Origin of the sequence: Teredinibacter franksiae (genome assembly GCF_014218805.1) — a bacterium.
GTDB lineage: Bacteria > Pseudomonadota > Gammaproteobacteria > Pseudomonadales > Cellvibrionaceae > Teredinibacter > Teredinibacter franksiae.
This window is the reverse complement of sequence record NZ_JACJUV010000001.1, coordinates 3,238,145-3,259,337: the sequence shown is the minus strand read 5'-3', so window position 1 is coordinate 3,259,337 and position 21,193 is coordinate 3,238,145. Positions and strand designations below refer to the sequence as shown.

General features: G+C 48.7%; 21 protein-coding genes. 14 read left to right on the top strand and 7 right to left on the bottom strand.

What is annotated here, in order from left to right; genetic code table 11:
• Positions 1–14 precede the first annotated feature (14 nt).
• Positions 15–152 carry a MerR family DNA-binding transcriptional regulator gene (locus tag H5336_RS23035; protein WP_246439097.1) on the top strand — a complete coding sequence of 46 codons (138 nt, stop codon included), beginning with the start codon at positions 15–17 and terminating at the stop codon, positions 150–152.
• Positions 118–540, top strand: coding sequence for a MerR family transcriptional regulator (locus H5336_RS13820; protein ID WP_246439096.1), 423 nt, complete (start codon positions 118–120; stop codon positions 538–540). The genes H5336_RS23035 and H5336_RS13820 overlap by 35 nt, the downstream gene beginning before the upstream one ends.
• 135 nt (positions 541–675) lie before the next feature.
• Here H5336_RS13820 and H5336_RS13815 read toward each other — a convergent pair whose 3' ends face one another.
• Complete coding sequence (locus tag H5336_RS13815) at positions 676–1,317, bottom strand: PEP-CTERM sorting domain-containing protein (protein WP_185234858.1); 642 nt, start codon at positions 1,315–1,317, stop codon at positions 676–678.
• 274 nt (positions 1,318–1,591) lie between these two features.
• Entirely contained in the window at positions 1,592–2,857 is a 1,266-nt protein-coding gene (gene glyA / locus H5336_RS13810; RefSeq protein WP_185234857.1) for a serine hydroxymethyltransferase, read from the bottom strand.
• Positions 2,858–3,084: 227 nt separating this feature from the next.
• Here glyA and H5336_RS13805 point away from each other — a divergent pair, with 227 nt between their 5' ends.
• From H5336_RS13805 to H5336_RS13780, 6 genes are all read left to right on the top strand, one after another.
• The gene (locus tag H5336_RS13805; protein WP_185234856.1) at positions 3,085–4,008 is read left to right on the top strand and encodes a DegV family protein; all 924 of its coding nucleotides are present in this window, start codon (positions 3,085–3,087) and stop codon (positions 4,006–4,008) included.
• Between the two features lie 107 nt (positions 4,009–4,115).
• Positions 4,116–5,780, top strand: a complete 1,665-nt coding sequence (ettA, locus tag H5336_RS13800) for an energy-dependent translational throttle protein EttA (RefSeq protein WP_185234855.1) — start codon at positions 4,116–4,118, stop codon at positions 5,778–5,780.
• A gap of 111 nt (positions 5,781–5,891) precedes the next feature.
• Complete coding sequence (locus H5336_RS13795; protein ID WP_185234854.1) at positions 5,892–6,260, top strand: PilZ domain-containing protein; 369 nt, start codon at positions 5,892–5,894, stop codon at positions 6,258–6,260.
• A 3-nt stretch (positions 6,261–6,263) separates the two neighbouring features.
• The gene (locus H5336_RS13790) at positions 6,264–6,605 is read left to right on the top strand and encodes a PilZ domain-containing protein (RefSeq protein ID WP_185234853.1); all 342 of its coding nucleotides are present in this window, start codon (positions 6,264–6,266) and stop codon (positions 6,603–6,605) included.
• Positions 6,606–6,731: 126 nt separating this feature from the next.
• Positions 6,732–8,048, top strand: a complete 1,317-nt coding sequence (creD, locus tag H5336_RS13785; RefSeq protein ID WP_185234852.1) for a cell envelope integrity protein CreD — start codon at positions 6,732–6,734, stop codon at positions 8,046–8,048.
• Between the two features lie 610 nt (positions 8,049–8,658).
• Positions 8,659–10,098 (top strand): DUF1593 domain-containing protein, encoded by a 1,440-nt coding sequence (locus H5336_RS13780; RefSeq protein WP_185234851.1) that lies wholly within the window; start codon positions 8,659–8,661, stop codon positions 10,096–10,098.
• A 411-nt stretch (positions 10,099–10,509) separates the two neighbouring features.
• Here H5336_RS13780 and H5336_RS13775 read toward each other — a convergent pair whose 3' ends face one another.
• The 5 genes from H5336_RS13775 to ybiA all read right to left on the bottom strand — a co-directional run bounded on the left by H5336_RS13775 (position 10,510) and on the right by ybiA (position 14,800).
• Positions 10,510–11,016, bottom strand: a complete 507-nt coding sequence (locus H5336_RS13775; RefSeq protein ID WP_185234850.1) for an AraC family transcriptional regulator — start codon at positions 11,014–11,016, stop codon at positions 10,510–10,512.
• Between the two features lie 78 nt (positions 11,017–11,094).
• Positions 11,095–12,465, bottom strand: coding sequence for a DNA repair protein RadA (radA, locus tag H5336_RS13770; protein ID WP_185234849.1), 1,371 nt, complete (start codon positions 12,463–12,465; stop codon positions 11,095–11,097).
• A gap of 20 nt (positions 12,466–12,485) precedes the next feature.
• Positions 12,486–13,457 (bottom strand): hypothetical protein, encoded by a 972-nt coding sequence (locus tag H5336_RS13765; protein WP_185234848.1) that lies wholly within the window; start codon positions 13,455–13,457, stop codon positions 12,486–12,488.
• Positions 13,458–13,515: 58 nt separating this feature from the next.
• Positions 13,516–14,190: a hypothetical protein gene (locus H5336_RS13760; protein ID WP_185234847.1), complete on the bottom strand. Its 675-nt coding sequence runs from the start codon at positions 14,188–14,190 to the stop codon at positions 13,516–13,518.
• A 139-nt stretch (positions 14,191–14,329) separates the two neighbouring features.
• Entirely contained in the window at positions 14,330–14,800 is a 471-nt protein-coding gene (gene ybiA, locus H5336_RS13755) for a riboflavin biosynthesis intermediates N-glycosidase (protein WP_185234846.1), read from the bottom strand.
• A 92-nt stretch (positions 14,801–14,892) separates the two neighbouring features.
• On the opposite strand from ybiA, the gene H5336_RS13750 reads away from it, so the two are divergent.
• From H5336_RS13750 to H5336_RS13725, 6 genes are all read left to right on the top strand, one after another.
• Positions 14,893–15,366, top strand: coding sequence for a YchJ family protein (locus H5336_RS13750; protein WP_185234845.1), 474 nt, complete (start codon positions 14,893–14,895; stop codon positions 15,364–15,366).
• A gap of 1 nt (position 15,367) precedes the next feature.
• A complete protein-coding gene (locus H5336_RS13745; RefSeq protein WP_185234844.1) occupies positions 15,368–16,342 on the top strand; it encodes a hypothetical protein in 975 nt (324 codons plus the stop codon).
• 60 nt (positions 16,343–16,402) lie between these two features.
• Positions 16,403–16,945, top strand: a complete 543-nt coding sequence (locus tag H5336_RS13740) for an RNA polymerase sigma factor (RefSeq protein WP_185234843.1) — start codon at positions 16,403–16,405, stop codon at positions 16,943–16,945.
• Positions 16,938–19,013, top strand: a complete 2,076-nt coding sequence (locus H5336_RS13735) for a vWA domain-containing protein (RefSeq protein WP_185234842.1) — start codon at positions 16,938–16,940, stop codon at positions 19,011–19,013. Before H5336_RS13740 ends, H5336_RS13735 begins: the two co-directional genes overlap by 8 nt.
• A gap of 459 nt (positions 19,014–19,472) precedes the next feature.
• Positions 19,473–20,588 (top strand): DnaT-like ssDNA-binding domain-containing protein, encoded by a 1,116-nt coding sequence (locus H5336_RS13730; protein ID WP_185234841.1) that lies wholly within the window; start codon positions 19,473–19,475, stop codon positions 20,586–20,588.
• Positions 20,551–21,189, top strand: coding sequence for a replication protein P (locus tag H5336_RS13725; RefSeq protein ID WP_185234840.1), 639 nt, complete (start codon positions 20,551–20,553; stop codon positions 21,187–21,189). Before H5336_RS13730 ends, H5336_RS13725 begins: the two co-directional genes overlap by 38 nt.
• Positions 21,190–21,193: the final 4 nt, after the last annotated feature.

The window sequence follows — 21,193 nt, the reverse complement described above, 5'->3', positions numbered from 1 at the left end:
ACAGAGAACGCACTATGCTCACGGTTACCCAGCTTGGGAATAAATTTGGCATATCCCGCACCACCCTCCTGTATTACGAACGTGCAGGCCTGCTAACGCCCGCCTGCCGCTCGCAAAATGGCTACAGAAAATGGCTACAGGTGGTACGGTGAAAGCCAAATCCAGCGACAGGCATCCATTGTTGCCTATCGCGCCTATGGACTTCCGGTGGCCCGAATAGTCGAACTGCTTAACCAAGCGAGCGAACAACCTCAACCGCAATTGCTGCGCGATCACTTCAAACAGCTGGAAAATGAGATATGTCAATTACGCCAACAGCAGAAAGCCATCGTGGCCGCACTGCGTGAACCTGAACTACTGGAGAACAATATGGTTAGCAAAGATCGCTGGGTAGAAATAATGAAAGCCGCCGGTTTCGATAAGACCGCCATGCGCTTGTGGCACCAGAAATTCGAAGAAATGGAGCCGCAAGAGCATCAACTGTTTCTAGAATCACTGGGCATCGGCGAAGAAGAAATCAAGCACATTCGCCAACTGTAGCCAGTCCTATAGCCCGAAAGAAGAGGCGGGCCAAACCAAACAGCTAGGCCCGCCAATCTTATTAAACGCACAAATAAAAAAACCTCGGTGCGAACACCGAGGTTTTTTAAATCCAACACTTAGTTTTGCCGGTATTTATACAAACTTGCGACGACGCAAAGCCGCTATGCCCAGCAGACCCAAACCTAACAGTGCCAGTGAACCAGGCTCTGGTACAGAGGCCGCCTGAATATTGAGGCGCGCAAGGGCGTAATCGCTGAAACCATCATCTTCCGCAAAAAGAATTAACTGAGTAACACCGCTGGCAGTAAAGCCTGTTGACCAATAACCACCGGCAACGCCATCGTTCCCAGAAGGCGGTGTAAAGCTGTTTTCGATACCGTCAACTTCCATCAACAAGGCCGTCTCACCATCACGCTCACTACCGAAAAGATCGAGCACGTCGACGTTAAGAATATCTACAGCAGAAGCAAAAGTAACAATAATTTTTTGAGAACGACCTTCGGTGATTTCGTCGTTATTAATACCAATGCCGTCGCCATCACAGGCCAAGCCATGAGAAGCTTGACCAGCAACACAGCCACCGCGATCTCCACTATTGAATGTGAGGTTACCCGCGATGGAAGTCAGGGTGATATCACCCAGAGTAGCACTATTGCCATTAATGGCGCTGGCCCACTCGCTGTCGGTAAAGTCGATAACAATCGCGTGACTGGCAGCCGCAAAGCCTAGGGCAATAACGGCAACAGTAGTACGGGCTAGAAATTTAAACATCATTGTCTTTCTCCATGAAACTCTTGGTACTCTGCCGGCGCTGACTTCAGCCCAACAGAAGGGTATTTCGGCTTACTTACCACGACCTAATACAAATATTATGCCAATATGGTAAGTACCTGTAATAGCTGGAAATTTTCAGCCTCACCTCCCTAGGCGTGTAAAATTACCCGTCGCTTTTGCCGACACCTTCACAAGCTTCCACCAAAAAAAAGCCCCGGCGATTACCAGGGCTTTGCGGTTGAACCTTAGGTTGTACCGTAGGGTTGTACCGTATTCAGCTGCCGTATACAGGGAAGCGTGAGCAAACATCCAACACTTTCGCTTTCACTTCGCTAATAACCTGCTCGGAATTACCATTTTCTAAACTTTCCAGCACATCACACATCCAGTTGGTAAGGTCGACACATTCTGTCTCGCCAAAACCGCGGGTTGTAATAGCCGGGGTGCCAACACGTAAACCACTGGTGACAAACGGTGACCGCGGGTCGTTCGGCACGGCATTCTTGTTTACGGTGATATTGGCACTGCCCAATGCAGCATCGGCATCTTTACCGGTATAGTCCTTACCAATCAAATCGACCAGCATCAGGTGATTTTCAGTTCCACCGGACACAATTTTAATACCTCGCTCGTTAAAGGTTTTAGCCATAGCCTTGGCGTTAACAACCACCTGCTTTTGGTACACCTTGTACTCTTCTTTCATGGCTTCTTTAAAGCAGATCGCCTTACCAGCGATAACGTGCATTAAAGGTCCGCCCTGACCACCGGGGAATACCGCAGAATTAAGTTTTTTCTCAAGGGCCTCATTGGCCTTAGCGAGAATAAGCCCACCGCGTGGGCCGCGCAGAGTTTTGTGCGTGGTGGTAGTGGTAACGTCCGCAATTTGCACAGGTGACGGATACTCACCCGCAGCAACCAACCCGGCAACATGCGCCATATCGACCAGCAAGTAGGCACCAACCTCATCGGCAATGGTACGAAATTTCTGCCAGTCCAGCACTTGGCTGTAGGCCGAAAAACCTGCAACGATCATTTTAGGCTTGTGCTCACGCGCCAGTGCCGCGACTTCCTCGTAGTCCACCATGCCGGTGTCCGGATTCAGACCATACTGAACAGCATTGTACATTTTGCCGGAAAAACTCACCTTGGCACCGTGAGTAAGGTGGCCACCGTGCGCTAGGCTCATACCAAGAACCGTATCGCCCGGAGAACAAAGTGCCGCATAAACGGCAGAGTTAGCCTGCGACCCCGAATGCGGCTGCACGTTGGCGTAGTCAGCACCAAAAAGCTCTTTGGCGCGATCAATGGCCAAGACTTCCACTTTATCGACATATTCACAGCCGCCGTAGTAACGCTTAGCGGGGTAGCCTTCTGCATACTTATTGGTTAGCTTGGTCCCCTGAGCAGCCATTACCAGTGGGCTGGTGTAATTTTCAGATGCAATCAGTTCGATATGCTCTTCTTGGCGAGTGCCTTCATCAACGATGGCGCTCCACACATCAGGGTCAAAATCGGCAATGGTCTGGGTTTTATCAAACATTGGCGGCTCCGCGGAAAAATAAGGTGGAAAGAAAATAGGGCAGAATTTGAAGGCCGGGAATTGTACACGAATGCACCAGTAAACTCATCTGCCGAATGCAATTTCGGCAGCAGATCTCATGGCACCCAATACACGATGTGCCCGCCCGCAAAGCTTTGCTATGATTCGAACGCCTTCCGTGGGGCAGCCCTCTCCCCGGCCAGAATAAAAACCAAGGAACCGCTTCTATGCCCAGCACTGCGATCATCGTTGATTCCGCCTGTAGCTTGCCGCGTAAAATTTGTGACAAATACGACATCAGCTTCGCACCACTCACTGCAAACATCGACGGCACCCCTATGCTCGACCCCTGCGACGAGAGCAAAGCACTGGCATTGTTCGCCTCCGGCAAGTTTGAGCACAAGCACAAAGTGTTTACCAAGCCACCGGCAGCCGACGCATTTGGCAAACTGATCATCGAAAAAGTTAAAGCGGGGTACGAGCAGATTATTATACAAACCGTAAATCGCACTCAAGGTGACACTTACCTTAACGCCAACACGGCTCTCGCAACACTGCAACCCAAATTAAAAGAACGCAGCATCAGCCTGCGCGTTATGGACAGCCGCACGGTATTCTCTGGTCAAGGATTAATGGCCATAGAAACTATTCGTCGGCTGCGACGAAACGCAGATTACGACCAGGTACGCCGTGAAATGAATGCCCTCTCTGGACATATTCTCACCTTCATCGTACCCCGCTCACCGCTAATAGCCTGGGAGCGATCGAAAGAACGCAATGAAAATAATGTCAGCTGGACACAAGCTCTGATTGCCAACACGCTAGGCATTCACCCCATTATCGTCAATGCCAACGACACCTCACAGCGACTGGATAAAATCCGTAAATTCGACAATGCCGCCGAAGCACTGTTTAAGCACGCTTGCCGACAAATAGAGCGCGGGCTTAAAAGCCCCTATATCACCGTTAGCTATGCGGGCTTGCTGTCTGAACTTAATGGCTTACCCGGTTACAACAATTTGCTGCATACGGCTGAGGCCCACAAGGTGAAAATCATACCCTCAGTTGCTAGCCTTGCTGCTGGCATTTACACCAGTGTTGGCTCACTATCCCTTTCTCTTGCGTCAAACGAAATGGAATGGAAAGGCTGACGCGCCAGCAACCCAAGAGCAATTGTATTTCAGCGCAGCTTCCGGTAAGTTGCGCCTGAAATCCTTCCCTTCCCCAACCCCCAAATAACTTCCGGAGCGAGTGCGTAATGGCGCAATACGTTTACACCATGAATCGCGTAGGCAAAATCGTGCCGCCCAAACGCGAAATTCTAAAAGATATCTCTCTATCCTTTTTTCCTGGCGCAAAAATTGGCGTACTAGGCTTGAACGGATCCGGTAAATCTAGCCTGTTAAAAATTATGGCGGGTATTGATACCGACTATATTGGTGAAGCACGCCCCATGCCCGACATTAAAGTCGGCTATTTAGCCCAGGAACCACAACTTAACGAAGAAAAAGATGTGCGCGGCAATGTGGAGGAAGGCATGCATGAGCTGATGACAGCTCTTGCCGACCTAGACAAAGTCTATGCCGCCTACGCCGAACCCGACGCCGACTTCGATGCGCTTGCTAAAACCCAAGCCCGGTGCGAAGACGTTATCCAAGCCTGGGACGGCCACAACCTGGAGCACACACTGGAAGTAGCTGCCGACGCCCTGCGCTTGCCACCCTGGGAGGCCGATGTAAATAAACTCTCGGGGGGTGAACGCCGCCGCGTAGCCTTGTGCCGCCTGCTACTGTCTCGCCCCGACATGCTTTTACTCGACGAACCCACCAACCACTTGGATGCTGAATCTGTATTCTGGCTGGAACAATTCCTAGTAAATTTCTCCGGCACCGTAGTCGCCATTACCCACGACCGCTACTTCCTCGATAATGCGGCCGGCTGGATTCTAGAACTGGATCGCGGTCGCGGCATCCCGTACGAAGGCAACTATTCCAATTGGCTGGAACAAAAACAAGCCCGCCTAGAGCTAGAAAAGCGCACCGAAGCGTCTCACCTGAAGACCATGAAAGCCGAACTGGAATGGGTACGCCAGAACCCCAAAGGCCGCCACGCCAAGAACAAGGCGCGCCTCTCCCGTTTTGACGAAATGCAAAGTCAGGAATTCCAAGAGCGCAACGAAACCAACGAAATCTATATCCCACCCGGCGAACGCTTGGGCGACAAGGTTATTGAGTTCCACAATGTGTGCAAAAGTTTTGGCGACGAGCTACTTATTGATAACCTCAGTTTTAGCATTCCCAAAGGTGCCATTATCGGTATTGTTGGTGGTAACGGCGCGGGTAAATCTACCCTGTTTCGCATGATTGCCGGCACCGAGCAGCCCGATTCCGGCGAAATTGTCGTCGGTGACACGGTAAAAACCGCTTACGTGGAGCAAGGGCGCGAAAACCTAAACAACGATAGTTCCGTGTGGGAGGCTATTTCCGGCGGTCAAGACACCCTTAAAATCGGTGGCTACGAAGTCAGCTCCCGTGCCTATGTAGGCCGATTCAACTTCAAAGGTACGGACCAACAGAAGCGCGTTGGCGACCTTTCCGGGGGCGAACGGGGGCGCCTGCACCTAGCCAACACCCTGAAGCAAGGGGCCAATTTACTACTCCTCGACGAACCCTCCAACGACCTTGACGTGGAAACCCTCCGCGCCCTAGAGGAGGCCATTCAAACCTTTCCCGGCAGCGCACTGGTTATTTCCCACGACCGCTGGTTTCTCGATCGAGTCGCTACCCATATTCTGGCCTATGAGGGCGAATCAGAAATCGTGTTCTTTGAGGGCGATTACACCGAATACCACGAAGACTTCATCGCCCGCAAAGGCGAAAACGCCCAACCCAAACGCGTTAAATACAAACCGCTAAAGGGTTAACCTCCGCTCCAACGACCAACGGTATTACTGAAAAGGAGTACCGTTGGAACGTGCATCTAAGACCCCGTCAACTACACTTAGAAAGAATCCAGACCTTCACCGGAGACTTTCATGTCGCAAGCCGCCGAGCGTCGCCGTTATTCGCGGGTAGACTTCAATACCCAGGTGACCATAACCCAACACGACAAAAGCTGCCAAGCCGACCTTTTGGATATTTCCCTGAATGGGTTGCTGGTGAAAACACCAGAACACTACGAAATTAACGCCTCCCACCCCCTCATAGCCACTATCCCTCTCAGCAACGATGCCCATATTCGTATGAACGTGTCGCTCGCCCACAGCAGCCACAACATCCTCGGTTTTCGAAACGAGAGCATCGATATCGACAGCATTGGCCACCTGCGCCGTTTGATTGAGCTGAACCTGGGTGAAGCAGACGCCGCTGAGCGCGTACTGTCAGAACTACTAGCTGATATTTAAGTTATGCAAAATATCAAAGAAGAAATCGAAAGAAGAGTAGGTGAGCGGATTGAATGCCGAGGCTACTGCACACTGACATCCGCCGCCGGAAGCTGGAGTGGCTCAGTCGTGAACATGTCCCAAACTGGCGCCCTTGTCGCCATACTCCAAGACTACAAACTTCAGATGAACGAAAACATCACCCTCAACATTGAGCTCAGCAGTGGCACTGCAGCCGCACTTCTTGGCCGAGTCGCCCACAAAAAAGAGCACCTCATAGGTCTCGAATTTAAACTTCCCACAGAAGATGACCGCCGTAAGCTAAACGAGTTTCTTTCCAGCACCGGCCTCCCCCGGCTCGACTAATCTTCACTCAGCAAAATCACTGACCTGTCAGCGCCTTGCCACAATTGCTCACAATTCCGGCATTCGAAAGCCTGCTTTCCTCTTTAGGCTACCGCTAATCTTTAATACCACAAAGAGGGAAAAGTAATGCAAAAACAGCTCGCCATCAAAATCGCACTCATTTTTCTAATCGCACTAATTTTACTCATTCCGCTAAACATGATTTCCGGAAAAATAGCTGAGCGCCAACAATTCAAACACGAAGCTGAACACAGCATTGCCAAAAGCTGGACGTCAGCCCAACAAATAATGACGCCCCTGCTAGTAGTGCCCTACGAAATTGAACGTGCGGTTGTGCGCAACCACCAGCCCGCCGAAATAATTGTCGAAACCCAGCAATTACTAGTACCGCTAGACACCATCGACATAGTCACCGATGTAAACACCAGCCTTCGACAAAAAGGGATTTACCGTGTGCCCGTATACGACGCCACCATCGCCATGAACGGCATGATATCGCAGTCTACAATGGACAGCCTGCTCACACCTGTTCGCGCCAGTAACGGTTTTCAAAAATTACTGCCTGCCTACATTGCACTGCACGTAGCCGACGGCCGTGGAATTACTGGCGCGCCCACCATTACCTGGCAGGGCGAGAGTGTTAAATTTAGATCTGGATCGGGCATATCCGACTTAACTGCCGGGCTACACGCGCCGGTTAAAATAAGTCAGGAACAACTCGATCTCAATATCGCATTTCAACTGCGCGGCATGTCATCGTTACAGTTTATTCCCGCCGCCGCCAATACCCGAATAACCCTACACTCCAACTGGCCACACCCAGAATTTATCGGTGCTTTTCTACCCTCAGAGCACAACATCACTGAAAACGGATTCTCCGCCAAATGGCAGGTAAACGAGTTCAGTAATAATATAGGGAGAAATATCGAGTTATGCGCACTGGGTACATGTAAAAAACTGCAACAGTTCAAGCTGGGCACCAACTTTTACCAAGCGGTAGATATTTACCTGCAAACCGAACGCGCAGTGAAATACGGTATTTTATTTATCGCCATCTCTTTCGCTACATTCTTTTTATTTGAAGTGCTACGCCGCGCGCCCATTCACCCCATTCAATACACCTTCGTTGGACTGGCCCTGGCTATATTCTATTTGCTATTAGTTTCGCTTTCAGAGCACATCAACTTTTTAGCTTCTTATACCCTGGCAACAATAACCTGCTTAATACTCCTTAACATTTACCTAGGGCACGTATTACGTGGCTATATTGCTAGCACCGTTTTCTGTTTAGCCCTGGGTGGTCTCTATACGCTTCTATATGTCATTATTTTGATGGAAGATTTCGCCCTACTCACCGGTAGCGCTATGTTGTTGGTAATATTATCGATAATTATGATTACAACGAGAAAGATCAATTGGTATCAAATAACACAAACAGTGTAAAACCGCCGGACAAACTTAGTAGGTTGGTATCGGCATAACAATACACCTAGCTAAATTTTGATTGTGAGCAGGCCACAAAGACGTTAACCCAACCGCTTACGACACCCCAAATATTACAAAGCACGTACAAAATCCATACTGGTGGCGCATAGCAAGACAGTCTTCGCAATACAATACCGGCATTTACAACAAAAATACCGGCAGTTGCACAATAGCTTTTCATCATCAACCATAAGGGAATAGGTAGCTAACTCTGAGGGGAGTAGAAGAAACCGCGTACAGATTAAAGAGCACCGCTATTAATGAGGCAAACCGTGGCTACGGAGCACCCCACTAATAATTTCAACCCCACTCAAACATGGGTATTTAGGGATGGTAAAATAATGCGATTCGTTACAAACTAATCAACATTATCTCACCAGTTCATGTGCTTGTGAGAATGCCGGCAACGTTGTGATATCACATCCAGCCCGAGCGGCATTTAACGGCCATACGCTACTGAACAGTATGACGCAACAATAAACAGCCGTCGTCTAGCGCTTTAATTCAGCCGCTGCATATAAATCTACCCTGGCAGCTAATCATCAAACACTATGGAGGCTTACAATTTATGAGGCTTGTTTATTTTTTATTAATGCTCACCTTCACATTCTCATCTCAAGCACTCCATGGCAAAGAAAGCCAGGAACATAGAGTCATAATATTAACCGATATTGAGGCCGACCCTGACGACACGCAATCATTGATTCGACTATTTCTATATGCCAACCAAATTGACATAAAAGGACTCATTGCCACGACCTCCTGTTGGCATAAAGCAGAAGTAAACCCTAATTCAATTATGAAAGTCATTAAGGCCTACGGCAAAGTTCAGCCCAATCTCACCAAGCATGAAAATGGCTTCCCTAAAGCTAAAACACTGCTGCAATTAGTAAAATCAGGCTTACCCAAATACGGAATGCTAGGCGTTGGAGACGGCAATGATTCTGAAGGTTCAAACTGGATTATTAAAGAGCTTGAGAAAAACGATGATCGTCCACTGTGGATATCTGTTTGGGGTGGGGTTAATACTCTGGCACAAGCACTGCGTACAATTGAAAGCACCAGAGACAAAGAAGAAGCCAAAAGACTGATTGCAAAACTCAGGGTTTATACTATATCTGACCAAGACGACAGCGGTATTTGGATCAGAAACAAATTCCCCGATTTATTCTATATTGTTAGCCCAAGCGATCATTACGGCAGCGCCACATGGATCGCCATCAATAGCGTTATAGACAACATCGACAATAAAACAATAAGTAATGCTTGGCTGGCACAAAACATTCAACAAGGGCACGGGCCTTTAGGTGCCGCCTATCCGGATGTTGCATGGGGAGTAGAAGGCGATACGCCAGCGTTCTTATCATTAATACCCAACGGCCTAAATGTGGCCGAAAATCCGGCATGGGGTGGCTGGGGTGGACGCTATGCATTATACAAACCTGACTTTATCGAAAACAAAGAAGGCAGTTCCGGGTCCGGCGTTCCCTATGAACCCGAAACGAGAGCAATCTGGACAGATACTGAAGATAGCTACACGCCCTACATCCCAAAACAATTTGGCCGTACAGTAAAAAGCCACGAAACAGCATTCAAAAGTAATAAAGCCACGTTATGGCGATGGCGAGACGACTTTCAAAATGATTTTGCCGCCCGCATAGATTGGAGCACACAACCGTATAAAAAGGCCAACCACCCGCCGGTTCCGATGTTAGACCATTCCGAACGTATAACGGTAAAATCAGCAGAAGGCTTTCAATTGAGCGCTAGCACTTCATACGATCCCGACGGGGACAACCTTAGTTTTCTTTGGTTTCAATACCCTGAGGTAGGCTCTTACAAGCAAGCGATAAAACTGGGCCCACCAGAAAATGCACATGCTATTTATGGGACGGCGCCAGAAGTAGAAAAAGAAGAAACCATTCACATTATCTTAAGGGTTACAGACAAAGGCAAACCCCAACTATCACGATATAAAAGAATCATTCTAACGGTGGAACCAAAATAACAGCGCTATCAAACACCCACAAAACACTACACAGGGCTCAAAAAACAACCATAAGGGCGCCGATTTACAGCCGACGCCCATAACATAAACACTGAAAACATAACCGTCAGAAAAAAATGGCTAAATATACTTTGAACGTATAATTTTGTAATGCATTTTTGTGTTCGGACAAGTCCGATTTTTTATATGGAACAATTAGAAGGCTGCACTTATGGGTTGGTTTTTGCACCGAAGGCGTCCAGACAATCGTCTGCCAACAAATATTTATGTCCATATGAAATGGGCTGATTACGGCTAGCACCGGACATTTATATACACTTTCATATACGCGCAATCTGCACCTCATCAACAGCCCGAAATACAGGCATCTACCGCCAAACCGACCCCACAATAGCCGATCCCCTAAAAACCTTAGAGTAAGGGCAAATAAATATCAGTAATCATTTCATAATCTGGCACGTTGGGGTAAAAATGTACACGCTCAAAAAACAAAGGGAAATCTCTAAGGCTCTCTCCACTTACTCGCAACCAGTTTTGGTACAAATAGCCGATCGGCATGTCAATAAATTCATCTGCGCCTACATAACGAAGCACCGCGCACCGCCCGGCGGGAATACATATTTCTATTACACCACAATCATTCTTCTGTACCGGAGCTTGTATCTGTGCGCACAAATCCAACCGAAAGTCTTGAGGTGGCGTAACTTCCGGGTTGCCGTATAGCAAATTAAACGTTCGGCTCACATCCGGCGTTAACCCATTCGCTTTTCGCCACGCTATAAATTTTTGAATGCTGCTACCGAGATTTTCCGGTGGGCCCAAGTGTGAGAGGCAAGCCGCTCTAACCTCCGAAAATTCAATACATTCCACCCGGTAATCTTGAGCAGCTTCTTCCGCAGATTTTCCTTTTCTCTTCATTCTATATCACCGAACATTACTCAATCAGAGACCCCTGACAAAACAGACAAGCGAACACACCGCTATAGGGCGCCTCTATTAAATCGCTTCCAACGCCTCACTCAACTTTTTGACGGCCACAATTTCCATACCCACTACCGGCTCTCTGGGTATATTGCCGTAAGGCACTATGGCTTTTTTAAAGCCGTGCTTGGCCGCTTCGCGAATGCGTTCTTGCCCACTGGGCACCGGTCGAATTTCTCCAGCCAAGCCCACTTCGCCAAACACCACTAACTCACGGGATAAAGGCCGATCGCGAAAACTGGAAACCAGCGCTAACAAAAGTGCAAGGTCTGCACTTGTTTCCACAATCTTTACACCGCCAACAACGTTTACAAACACATCCTGATCGCCCACCATTACACCACCATGACGGTGTAAAACAGCCAGCAACATCGACAGCCGATTTTGATCTAGTCCAACAGCCACACGGCGCGGGTTGCCGAGGCTGGAGGAATCTACCAACGCTTGAATCTCCACCAACAATGGACGCGTACCTTCCCATACAACCATCACCACAGAACCAGAAGCAATGTCTTCGGAACGCTGTAAAAAAATTGCCGATGGGTTAGACACTTCTTTCAAGCCTTGTTCGGTCATGGCAAAAACCCCCAGCTCATTTACAGCGCCGAAACGGTTTTTGGTTCCACGTAGCGTACGGAAGCGAGAATCGTGGGAACCTTCAAGCATGATGGAGCAATCGATAATATGCTCCAGTACCTTCGGCCCAGCCAGGGAACCATCTTTGGTGACATGGCCCACCAAAATTAGCACCGCACCGCTTTGTTTGGCATAGCGAGTAAGCTGAGCTGCGCATTCTCTCACCTGCGACACACTGCCGGGCGCAGAAGAAACATCGGCCTGATGCATAACTTGAATGGAATCTACTACCATCACCTTTGGATTAACCGTTTCCGCCGCATACACAATGGCATCCACATCCGTAGCCGAAAGCATTTGCAACCTATCGGTGGGCAACTCCAATCGCTTTGCGCGCATCGCCACCTGTTGTAGCGATTCTTCACCTGTAACGTATAGCGCTTCATGGCTTTGCGCCAACCTGCAGAGAGTTTGCAATAAAACAGTCGATTTACCCGCGCCCGGGTGACCGCCAATCAGCACCACCGAACCCGGTACAAAGCCGCCGCCGAGCACACGATCAAACTCTTCCATACTAGAAGAAAAGCGTGGCAACTCTGCAAGATCTATATCCGCCAGCGGTGTAACTTTAGATTGTAAAGCCCCGGCAAAACCCGAACGGTTAGTGGTCGGCGAAGAGGCTTTGGAACTGCTACCTAGGCGCACTTCTTTTAAGGTGTTCCAAACACCACATTCCGTACACTGCCCTTGCCATTTAGTGAAATCTGCACCACAATCGTTGCAAACGAAGGCGGTTTTGTTTTTTGCCAAAAAAACCTCTCCAAATAAAATTAGTTCACATCCACTTTGGAAGCTTCTGTACCAGCGACAAGATTTTCCGCTTCGAAATATTCTAACTTACAATTATCATCAACAATTTCTAGATCACTGTTTCTTAAAGAGGAATACGGCAATGAGAGTAGCCACCCCCGCAATGTTCGAACAACAACACGGCCACATTCTTGCTTTACTAGCTGCCCTCGCTCAAACAGTTTTTCGCCGCCTTGAAAATATCGAAATGTAGATTCGACCTCAGATTCGTTTTTGTGCCGCGAGAGCACATCATCAATAAACAAATTTAGCGAAAGCGCATATAGATTTGCTGCTTTCGACATCATCAAATCATCGGAAACCCACTTAGAATAAGGCTCTTGTTCTGATAATTTTTTAGAGGCGACCTCAATAATATTTCTGCCCATAATTTTTTCAGGGTCCTCAGTTGAATGAAAATAAATCAAATTCTTTACCACCAACTCCCTTTCATCTTGAGTCAAATAAAACACAGGTGTTGCATGTAACACCCAACCATCCATATCCTCAATATTCTCCTCACTACTATACTTAACTATTTGGAAGCTATATTGATCATCAAGATTTGAAACTATACTGTGAAAGATAGTCTCAGCACTGAAAGTGTCTATATAATTTTGATATTTTTCGACCACCAAATTTGCTTGGTCAATTACTTTTTTCTCAACTGAATTTTGCACCGAGCCCGATGCTGCAGCATGTACAGCTATCGCGGCCAGAAAAGTAGCGCCATTGTACGCTGGATAGGCCATACTGCCCGACGTTGCATTAATCGCGTCAAAATCATACGCTCCCTGAAATGACAAAGGCTCATCAAACTCCATTTTTACGTACACTGTTTTGTCCGCAGGCACAGCTATAACATCACTTTGATATTTCATCACGGTTTTAGCGCCCGGACTGGAACAACCCACTACAAACAAAACCAATATTATTGTTAATATGTTTTTCATCCCCCCCCCTTATACCTTACAAAAAAAAGCCGGAGCAAGCTCCGACTTTTAAATTCACTTAAAACTCAGAAAGCACCGCCTCTCGGCCAACCTCTATTACATGATAAAATGCATTTGTTAAGCCTGGATAATTCGGTGGCTCCTTCCATTCACCATCAGCAGCTTTGTAAAGGCTTATAGGCTTGTACCACTTGTAGGTATTATCTGTAAGGTCAACAAGGTAGGCAACGCCCTTAAGTATTGCTTTAGGATCTCCAGCTGGAATATAACTTGAATACGGTCTCTCAATACCGATCATATCAATATCAATTACCAACAACTGATCAATTCCATACTGATTTTTAAAGCCACGTAGATCTTTTTTGGCTGAATTTGGTACGTCAGACTGAAATTTCGGTAATTTACGGAAATTGATCTGATCGTCGATTGCCACAACATCTACGCCGTTCTCTTCTAAGCGAGTCACAAGCTCAGACTCTACCAACGTAAACTCCTTAGGCGTCCAACTCTCCACATGGCTACTCAAATTGGAATTCGCAGCTTCTGCAGCTGCCAAACAGAGTAGGCAGCTTGCCCCGGGAAGATAAACATTAGCGGCAGGAATTTCATCCATCACTACACCTACTTTCATCTTAGGTTGCAAATAGTTATCGTCTAGGGCTACGGGCAGCTGAGGGTTAGACGCACAACCGTACATCAACCCGATGGTTAAGAATAATAGTATTTTTTTCATTTTCGAACACTCCTAATGATTCATTCTTTTTATGGTCTAACGCAAGATGCATTCGCAGTGAAATATACCTTCGGTAGATTTCCACTCACCCAAAATGCCGTCCCTCCTTGCCATGTGGATATTAACGCCACCCTTCCCATCAATCTAGTTGTTTTTTTAGAAACTTACGTCGTATATCCATCCATACTTTACCCAGCATATTATCTCCCCGTTGATCTCGACCAATTCCCCAATAGTGGTCGTACGCCGACGCCTCTATAATCAGCTGGTCTCCGGTAGACACCAACTCCTCCTGTATCGCTGGATACATTTGCACTTTGGTATAAAGTGCTCGGCTCATCATCACCCGGCGCAACGTCTTCCAGTTCTTGTGTTTACGACGATACCAAGGCGAACCAAGCTTAAACGCGAACTCAGGTGTTTTGGCACTTTTGATTTTCCCCACAATGGACGGGTTCGCGACCATTTGAGCTTGGAAATAATGCTCTGCGCTGGCCCAAGTTTCACCTTCCAGCTCTATCGGGTGGGGTGACATTGGCGATAACAAATGTGAGGTATCATGACGAGAGAAGCGGTAAGCCTTTTCTTTTTCGGTATCGTGGGTGAACATTGCTTTATCCGGCAGCTAGTACAAGCCGAGTAGTTTAACACCAACTTAACGAACGACCACTTAACTAACGTCCACTTACTAAGGCCTGACTAATGGACTCAACCTGCCCCTGCGGCTCAGGTACGGCATACGCCGCGTGTTGTGCTCCTCTACACTTGGCGGAGGTACAGCCCACCGGTTGTACGCCTGAAGCGCTTATGCGCTCCCGCTTCTGTGCTTTCGTAAATGGCAATGTCGATTATTTAATCGCCACTCTACACCCGGATTTTCATACCGGGGATGAGCGCAAACAGGTTGATCACGCACTGAGCACCCATAACTGGCTTAGTTTACGCGTGCTAGAAGCTTCCCCTGCACAGGGAAACAGCGCTACAGTGGAATTTGTTGCGTTCTGCACAACCGATTCAGAGCAGCCGCAGCAACTGCATGAAAAATCTAACTTTATCTTTGAAGCCAGCCGCTGGTGGTACACCAACGGTGAAATGCTGCCCGCGATAAAATTGCAGCGCAACGACCTATGCTGGTGCGGCAAAGGTGCAAAACTTAAGAAGTGCCACGGCCTCTAATATGCCCTCAAAACACATTTTTATAATGGTAACCGCCGTCGCCAGCCTGCTCGCTATCATCATGTGGAATTTCCGCGCGCCAGAAACCCAACAGCCTATCGCGCCGGTCTCCGCCCCGAGCACAACCTCCGCGGTAACTGAAATGCCATTGCTGCCGTTATCTGAAGTTGCATCGAAATCCACGCCCACCCCTGCACCCGGCAAAAAAACAGTGGCGACACACACGAGCCAAGAGCTGGCGGCCCCCCCCGCCATACTTACTTTTCTAGAACTACCCGAAAAGTTTTATCACCCCCTGCCTGAATCCTGCGTTCCTCCGCTGGAAGCACTTGCCCAAGAGTACGACATCGACACTCTCGATATACACAAACTGACCCTTGAGTATGAAAATTGGAATCAAAGTAGAGGCGGTAGAGACTATGCCGAAGTAGGCAGCAGCTACGAAATAATCGCATCAGACTATGATGCTTACAGCGACGATACCCTGCATGAACTTGCCGAGCAGGGCGATATGCTGGCAAACCAGATAATCGGCCAAAAAATAATGACCCAATCTAGAGCCAGTCACGAATCACTCGAAAAAGCAGAACGCTATTTTACCCAAGCCGCCATTTACGGTTCTTCGCAATCGTTAATCAACCTTATTGCGCTAGAACAGCGCCGAAAAATTTTTGCCAAACAAGAAAAACAGAAAGGTAACGAGATACAAGCCAACATCAACGCCCGAGCTTGGAGCGAAGTGGCGCGCCTGCGAGGCGGCATTAACCTGCAAATCAAATTCTCGGCGTCTATAACCGGCCACCTTACCGAAGAACAAAAGCAACAGGCCCACAAAAAAGCCGATGCACTTTATCAGTCGCTTAACGGCATGCGTGAACACAAAGGGCTTTCACCTTTCGATAACAGCCTGCCACTGGCGGTGCATATGATAAACCGCACCACGGCCGTTCTTGAAGACTGTAATGAATTAAAATAATTAACTACCAAGGATTTTCGGCCACTACACGTCTAAGTAGTTGAAGCAAAATGAAATGAAATGAAAAATTCACCACACGATAAAGCTTTAATCCAAGCCGCCCAGGCCGGAGATAGCAAAGCCTTTGAAACGCTGTTGCAGTTGCACTACGACAGGATCTACCGCTTTGCCTGTAAATGGTGTGGCGACTCACACGATGCGCAAGACATTGCCCAACAAGCCTGTATAAAGCTGGCACGCGCGATTAAACAGTATCGCTTCGATGCCAGCTTTACCACTTGGCTGTATCGCATAGTGGTGACCTGCGCTGTGGACTGGCATCGCGGCGAAGCTCGTCACCAGCACGAACATAACGACGCGCCAGAAGCCGCTACCAGCGACAGCGGCAATGAAGCCGGTATTTACTTGCAACAGATTCTAAAAAGGCTCGAAAGCTGGGGTGAAGGCTTTAAAAGTACGCTACTACTGGTGCTGGGAGAGGGGCTTACTCACGCCGAAGCCGCCGAAGTATTAGACGTGAAGGAAAGCACCGTTTCTTGGCGAATCCACGAAATCCGCAAAAAACTCGGCCTTCTAACGAAGGAGGGCGTTAACCATGAATGACCACGACTTAAAAAACTTACTCGACCAAGCGGGCGATAGCCAACCTGACCCAAAAGCCAAACAACAGGCCATTCGCATGGCCCTAGACGCGTTTGAAACCGCCCACGCTAACGAAAAAGTGGGCGAAGAAAAACATTCTGAAATAAATTCCCAAGGATTTATACACTGGCTGCGTCACACCTTCAGTTCCAACAAAATGAACCGGAGAGATGACGTGAACAGAGAATCTGTATTTCAACAAAAATGGCTTTTCGGTGGTGTGGCCACCACCTGTGTAGTGTTGTTCGGTGTAATGATTACCACCTACAACCCCGGCATTATGACCAAAGACCCTTATGTGGAAACCTATCCGCTTAATCTACCCAACCCCTCAGCCAATGACAAAGACGACACCGCCGTTCTGGAAGAGATGGAGATAACCACGGAATACCGTACCATTTCAGCCGACACTAAAAAGCTCGATAAATCTGATGCTGGTGCGCTACCCGATATGGAAATTGCAGAGGCCCTGCAACGAGCCAAGGGCACAGCTATTCAAACCCAAACCGCAGCGAAGCCTATGGCTGATATGGCCTTAAGTAGCCCTGCCGTAGCCCCTATGGCAATGCGACAAGAACTGAAGTCAGCACCTGAGAAGATTCTTCAGCAAACGCACCAAGAAACCGGTCGCGACCGTTTCGAGTCCTTCGAAACCAACCCGATAAAACTTACCAGCGAAGAACCGGTTTCCACCTTTTCCATTGATGTAGACACCGCATCCTACAGCTTTACGCGCAAACAACTGAACAGTGGCGTACTGCCACAAAAAGATGCCGTGCGCTTGGAAGAAATGGTGAATTATTTTGATTACCAGTACCCCCAGGCCTCATCCAAAAGCGAGCCCTTTAGCCGCTCGGTAACGGTTATGGATTCTCCGTGGCACAAAGATAAAAAGCTCATCCACATCGGCATTAAAGGCTACGAAATAACCGAGCAACCGAAATCCAACATTGTATTTTTACTGGACGTAAGCGGCTCCATGAACGCACCCGACAAGCTGCCGCTAGTGAAGCAGTCAATGAACCTGCTGCTGAGTAAACTACGCCCCGACGATACCGTCTCCATTGCCGTGTATGCAGGCGCCGCAGGCACCATACTGGAACCTACTGCGGTATCGGAAAAGCAAAAAATCATCAGCGCCATCAATCAGCTGAGTGCAGGTGGCTCCACCGCCGGTGCGCAAGGTATAAAGCTGGCCTATCAGTTAGCCGAAAGCTCATTCAAAAAAGATGCGGTGAACCGTATATTCCTCGCTACCGATGGCGACTTTAACGTTGGTATTACCAACAACGAAGAGCTAAAAGGATTTGTTGAACGCAAGCGAGAAAAGGGTATTTATCTGTCCATACTCGGCTTCGGCGGCGGCAACTACAACGATGCGCTGATGCAAGACCTCGCCCAAAACGGTAACGGTGTAGCCGCCTATATCGACACCCTTAGCGAAGCGCAAAAAGTGCTGGTACACGAAGCCACATCTAGCCTATTTCCGATTGCCAAAGACGTAAAAATCCAGTTGGAATTCAACCCCACAACGGTTGCCGAATATCGCCTACTGGGCTACGAAACGCGCGCACTCAAGCGGGAAGATTTTAATAACGACGCCGTAGATGCCGGTGAAATTGGTGCAGGCCATAGCGTTACCGCTATATACGAAATCACCCCCGCGGGTTCAGCTGCGCAATTGATCGACAATAGCCGATACGCAAAAAAGGAAAAACTTGAAGCGGCCAGTAACGAATACGCCTTCCTGAAAATTCGCTACAAGCTGCCAGAAGAAAACACCTCTAAACTACTCACCACGGTTATCGACAAAGAAACCGAAAGCAGCAAATTGCTGCAACGAGAAGCGCGGTTTGCCTCAGCGGTTGCTGGGTTTGCTCAACTACTGAAAGATGCCAAATACACTGGCAACTGGGGGTATGAAGACGCCATTGCGCTAGCGCTGGCCAACAAAGGTGATGATGAGTTTGGTTACCGCAGCGAGTTTGTGCAGCTGGTAAGAAAAGCTCAGGTAGCAGCGGGTATGTAAGTAGCTTAGGGCACCTGCACTTTTTTTGCCAAATCAGGGTTCCCTAGCTTGATACTTAAATCGGCTTCGCCTACAGCGGGCCGATTTCCGAATTCCCGCCCACTTCGCAAGCGACCAAAACACACCCGGAATCTTTTAAATCAGCTGAATACGTCATGCCCGCGAAGGCGCACTAGCGGTGGAAAACACCCAAAAACACATACCCGCTCGTGCCGAGTAGCGCTAGTGAAGATTGAAGCCGAGCTCGCCCTCCCCTGAATGAGGTGGTTTCAACTCGGTCACACCCGCCTACAAGACGATAGACGCTAGCGCTATGGCGGTGGCGTCCGACCAAGGAATAGCGTTACCGGAGGAGCCGTCAGCCCCAGGGCAAGCGACAGAATCGAACGTTTACAGGCAAATCAGAGAACAAAATCGACCCACAGAATGTTAAAGTATGCCTCCTAAATGCGAGGTGCCATGAGCTCATCCCTAATCCCCGAACGCCCCATCCTCATCTACCCTGGCCTAGCAGCCACTTTGGGGCTGGAGGAATCTGTGCTGCTCTCCGTTCTCGCCGATATTGCCACCGGCAATAACCCTCACTCATCTCAGGGGTTCGACTGGTACACCACGGAGGTAGACCGGTTGCGCGCGCAACTACCTTTCTGGGACGACAGAGATCTTTTACGCGTGAGTAAAAACCTGCATGCCAAAGGTGTTCTACTACAGGGCCCCACCGACTTCGGCAGCAGCCCTCACTACCGCTTTGCCTTTAACGAGCGAGTAGCCGCAGTAACTACACAGCAGAGACCGGCGCCTCCCCCTCCCCAAGTTCAAACAGCACAACAGCAAGTGCCCTACGGTAAAAACTTCATCCCTAACAACTGGCAGCCCGAAGCCGATACGCTGGCGCAATTGGCCCAGCACAATATTCCCGACAGCTTTGCCTTCGAGCACCTACCGGAATTTGTAACCTACTGGCGCGACACCGGTGAGGCACACCGTTCCTGGGGCGCTAAGTTTATTTCTTGGGTTATTCGCAAGTGGCGGGATTTTGAGGCGCAGCGTAACCGTCAGGACCAGAATAGCCCCATGCACAGTAACTGGTACCCCAGCCCCGATGCTATGGATGTACTGACCGTTCATGCGGAAATCAAGAAAGAATTTGTAGAGGATGCTATTCCTGAATTTATTCTCTACTGGCAAGAACGGGGCGATTCGCTTAAAACCTGGAACAGCAAGTTTATTCAGCACGTGCGTATTCAATGGAAGAAGTTTAACTCCACCCTGGAACACAGCACCGACCCCAAGCCCATCGCTGGCAATTGGCATCCATCGGAAGACGTATTCGATGTGCTGCGCCTGGCCAATATTGATGTAAACTTTGCCAGCGCGTTAATACCAGAATTCGTACTCTACTGGCGCGACAGCAAACAGGTACATACCAGCTGGAACACACGATTTTTACAGCATGCCAAGCGTGAGTGGGCTAAACGCCACGCGCTGACAAACCAGCCAGGCAATACTGATGACCGATCCACACGAGATATAACACTTGAAGAAGAACTCACCGACAGAAGCTGGGCCTACTAACTCTCAAGCCCCCTCTCAAGCCTCCACTCAAGGGCAGGCCAGTGAGGAGCGTATTGATGCTCTTAACCAGATCTTCGCGCTGTTTAAGCGTAACTACCACAACCAGTTTTTTAAGGCCTACGGCAATGAAACTGATGTAAACGCTACCAAGCGCTTATGGTTTGAAGCCCTACAGCGATTCAACTGCAACGTGATTTTACGAGCAGCCCGCACGATCATTGAAAACAACGAATTCCTACCCACCCTAGCCACTATGATCAAAGCCTGCGAAACCAGCAGCGATCTCGGCCTGCCGGAGGTTCACGCCGCCTACCTAGAGGCCTGCAGGGCACCTTCGCCCAAAGCAAATTACAACTGGAGCCACCTTGCGGTGTATTACGCCGGTAAATCGGCAGACTGGTATTTTTTACAAAGTAACAGCGAGCAGTATGCCTACCCGGTATTTAAACAGCACTATCAGGATGTCTGTGACCGTGTGAAGCTCGGTGAAAAACTAATCACCCCCACACAACCCGCGCTACCAAGCAAGATTAAAACCCCCGTCGACAAACAAAAAGCACGCGCTGCATTTAGTGAAATGCGCAAATCTTTGGATTTGTAGTTTA

Coding starts and splice junctions, on each gene's coding strand:
- H5336_RS23035 (WP_246439097.1), top strand. CDS start 15: ATGCTCACGGTTACCCAGCTTGGGAATAAATTTGGCATATCCCGCACC.
- H5336_RS13820 (WP_246439096.1), top strand. CDS start 118: ATGGCTACAGAAAATGGCTACAGGTGGTACGGTGAAAGCCAAATCCAG.
- H5336_RS13815 (WP_185234858.1), bottom strand. CDS start 1,317: ATGATGTTTAAATTTCTAGCCCGTACTACTGTTGCCGTTATTGCCCTA.
- glyA (WP_185234857.1), bottom strand. CDS start 2,857: ATGTTTGATAAAACCCAGACCATTGCCGATTTTGACCCTGATGTGTGG.
- H5336_RS13805 (WP_185234856.1), top strand. CDS start 3,085: ATGCCCAGCACTGCGATCATCGTTGATTCCGCCTGTAGCTTGCCGCGT.
- ettA (WP_185234855.1), top strand. CDS start 4,116: ATGGCGCAATACGTTTACACCATGAATCGCGTAGGCAAAATCGTGCCG.
- H5336_RS13795 (WP_185234854.1), top strand. CDS start 5,892: ATGTCGCAAGCCGCCGAGCGTCGCCGTTATTCGCGGGTAGACTTCAAT.
- H5336_RS13790 (WP_185234853.1), top strand. CDS start 6,264: ATGCAAAATATCAAAGAAGAAATCGAAAGAAGAGTAGGTGAGCGGATT.
- creD (WP_185234852.1), top strand. CDS start 6,732: ATGCAAAAACAGCTCGCCATCAAAATCGCACTCATTTTTCTAATCGCA.
- H5336_RS13780 (WP_185234851.1), top strand. CDS start 8,659: ATGAGGCTTGTTTATTTTTTATTAATGCTCACCTTCACATTCTCATCT.
- H5336_RS13775 (WP_185234850.1), bottom strand. CDS start 11,016: ATGAAGAGAAAAGGAAAATCTGCGGAAGAAGCTGCTCAAGATTACCGG.
- H5336_RS13765 (WP_185234848.1), bottom strand. CDS start 13,457: ATGAAAAACATATTAACAATAATATTGGTTTTGTTTGTAGTGGGTTGT.
- H5336_RS13760 (WP_185234847.1), bottom strand. CDS start 14,190: ATGAAAAAAATACTATTATTCTTAACCATCGGGTTGATGTACGGTTGT.
- ybiA (WP_185234846.1), bottom strand. CDS start 14,800: ATGTTCACCCACGATACCGAAAAAGAAAAGGCTTACCGCTTCTCTCGT.
- H5336_RS13750 (WP_185234845.1), top strand. CDS start 14,893: ATGGACTCAACCTGCCCCTGCGGCTCAGGTACGGCATACGCCGCGTGT.
- H5336_RS13745 (WP_185234844.1), top strand. CDS start 15,368: ATGCCCTCAAAACACATTTTTATAATGGTAACCGCCGTCGCCAGCCTG.
- H5336_RS13740 (WP_185234843.1), top strand. CDS start 16,403: ATGAAAAATTCACCACACGATAAAGCTTTAATCCAAGCCGCCCAGGCC.
- H5336_RS13735 (WP_185234842.1), top strand. CDS start 16,938: ATGAATGACCACGACTTAAAAAACTTACTCGACCAAGCGGGCGATAGC.
- H5336_RS13730 (WP_185234841.1), top strand. CDS start 19,473: ATGAGCTCATCCCTAATCCCCGAACGCCCCATCCTCATCTACCCTGGC.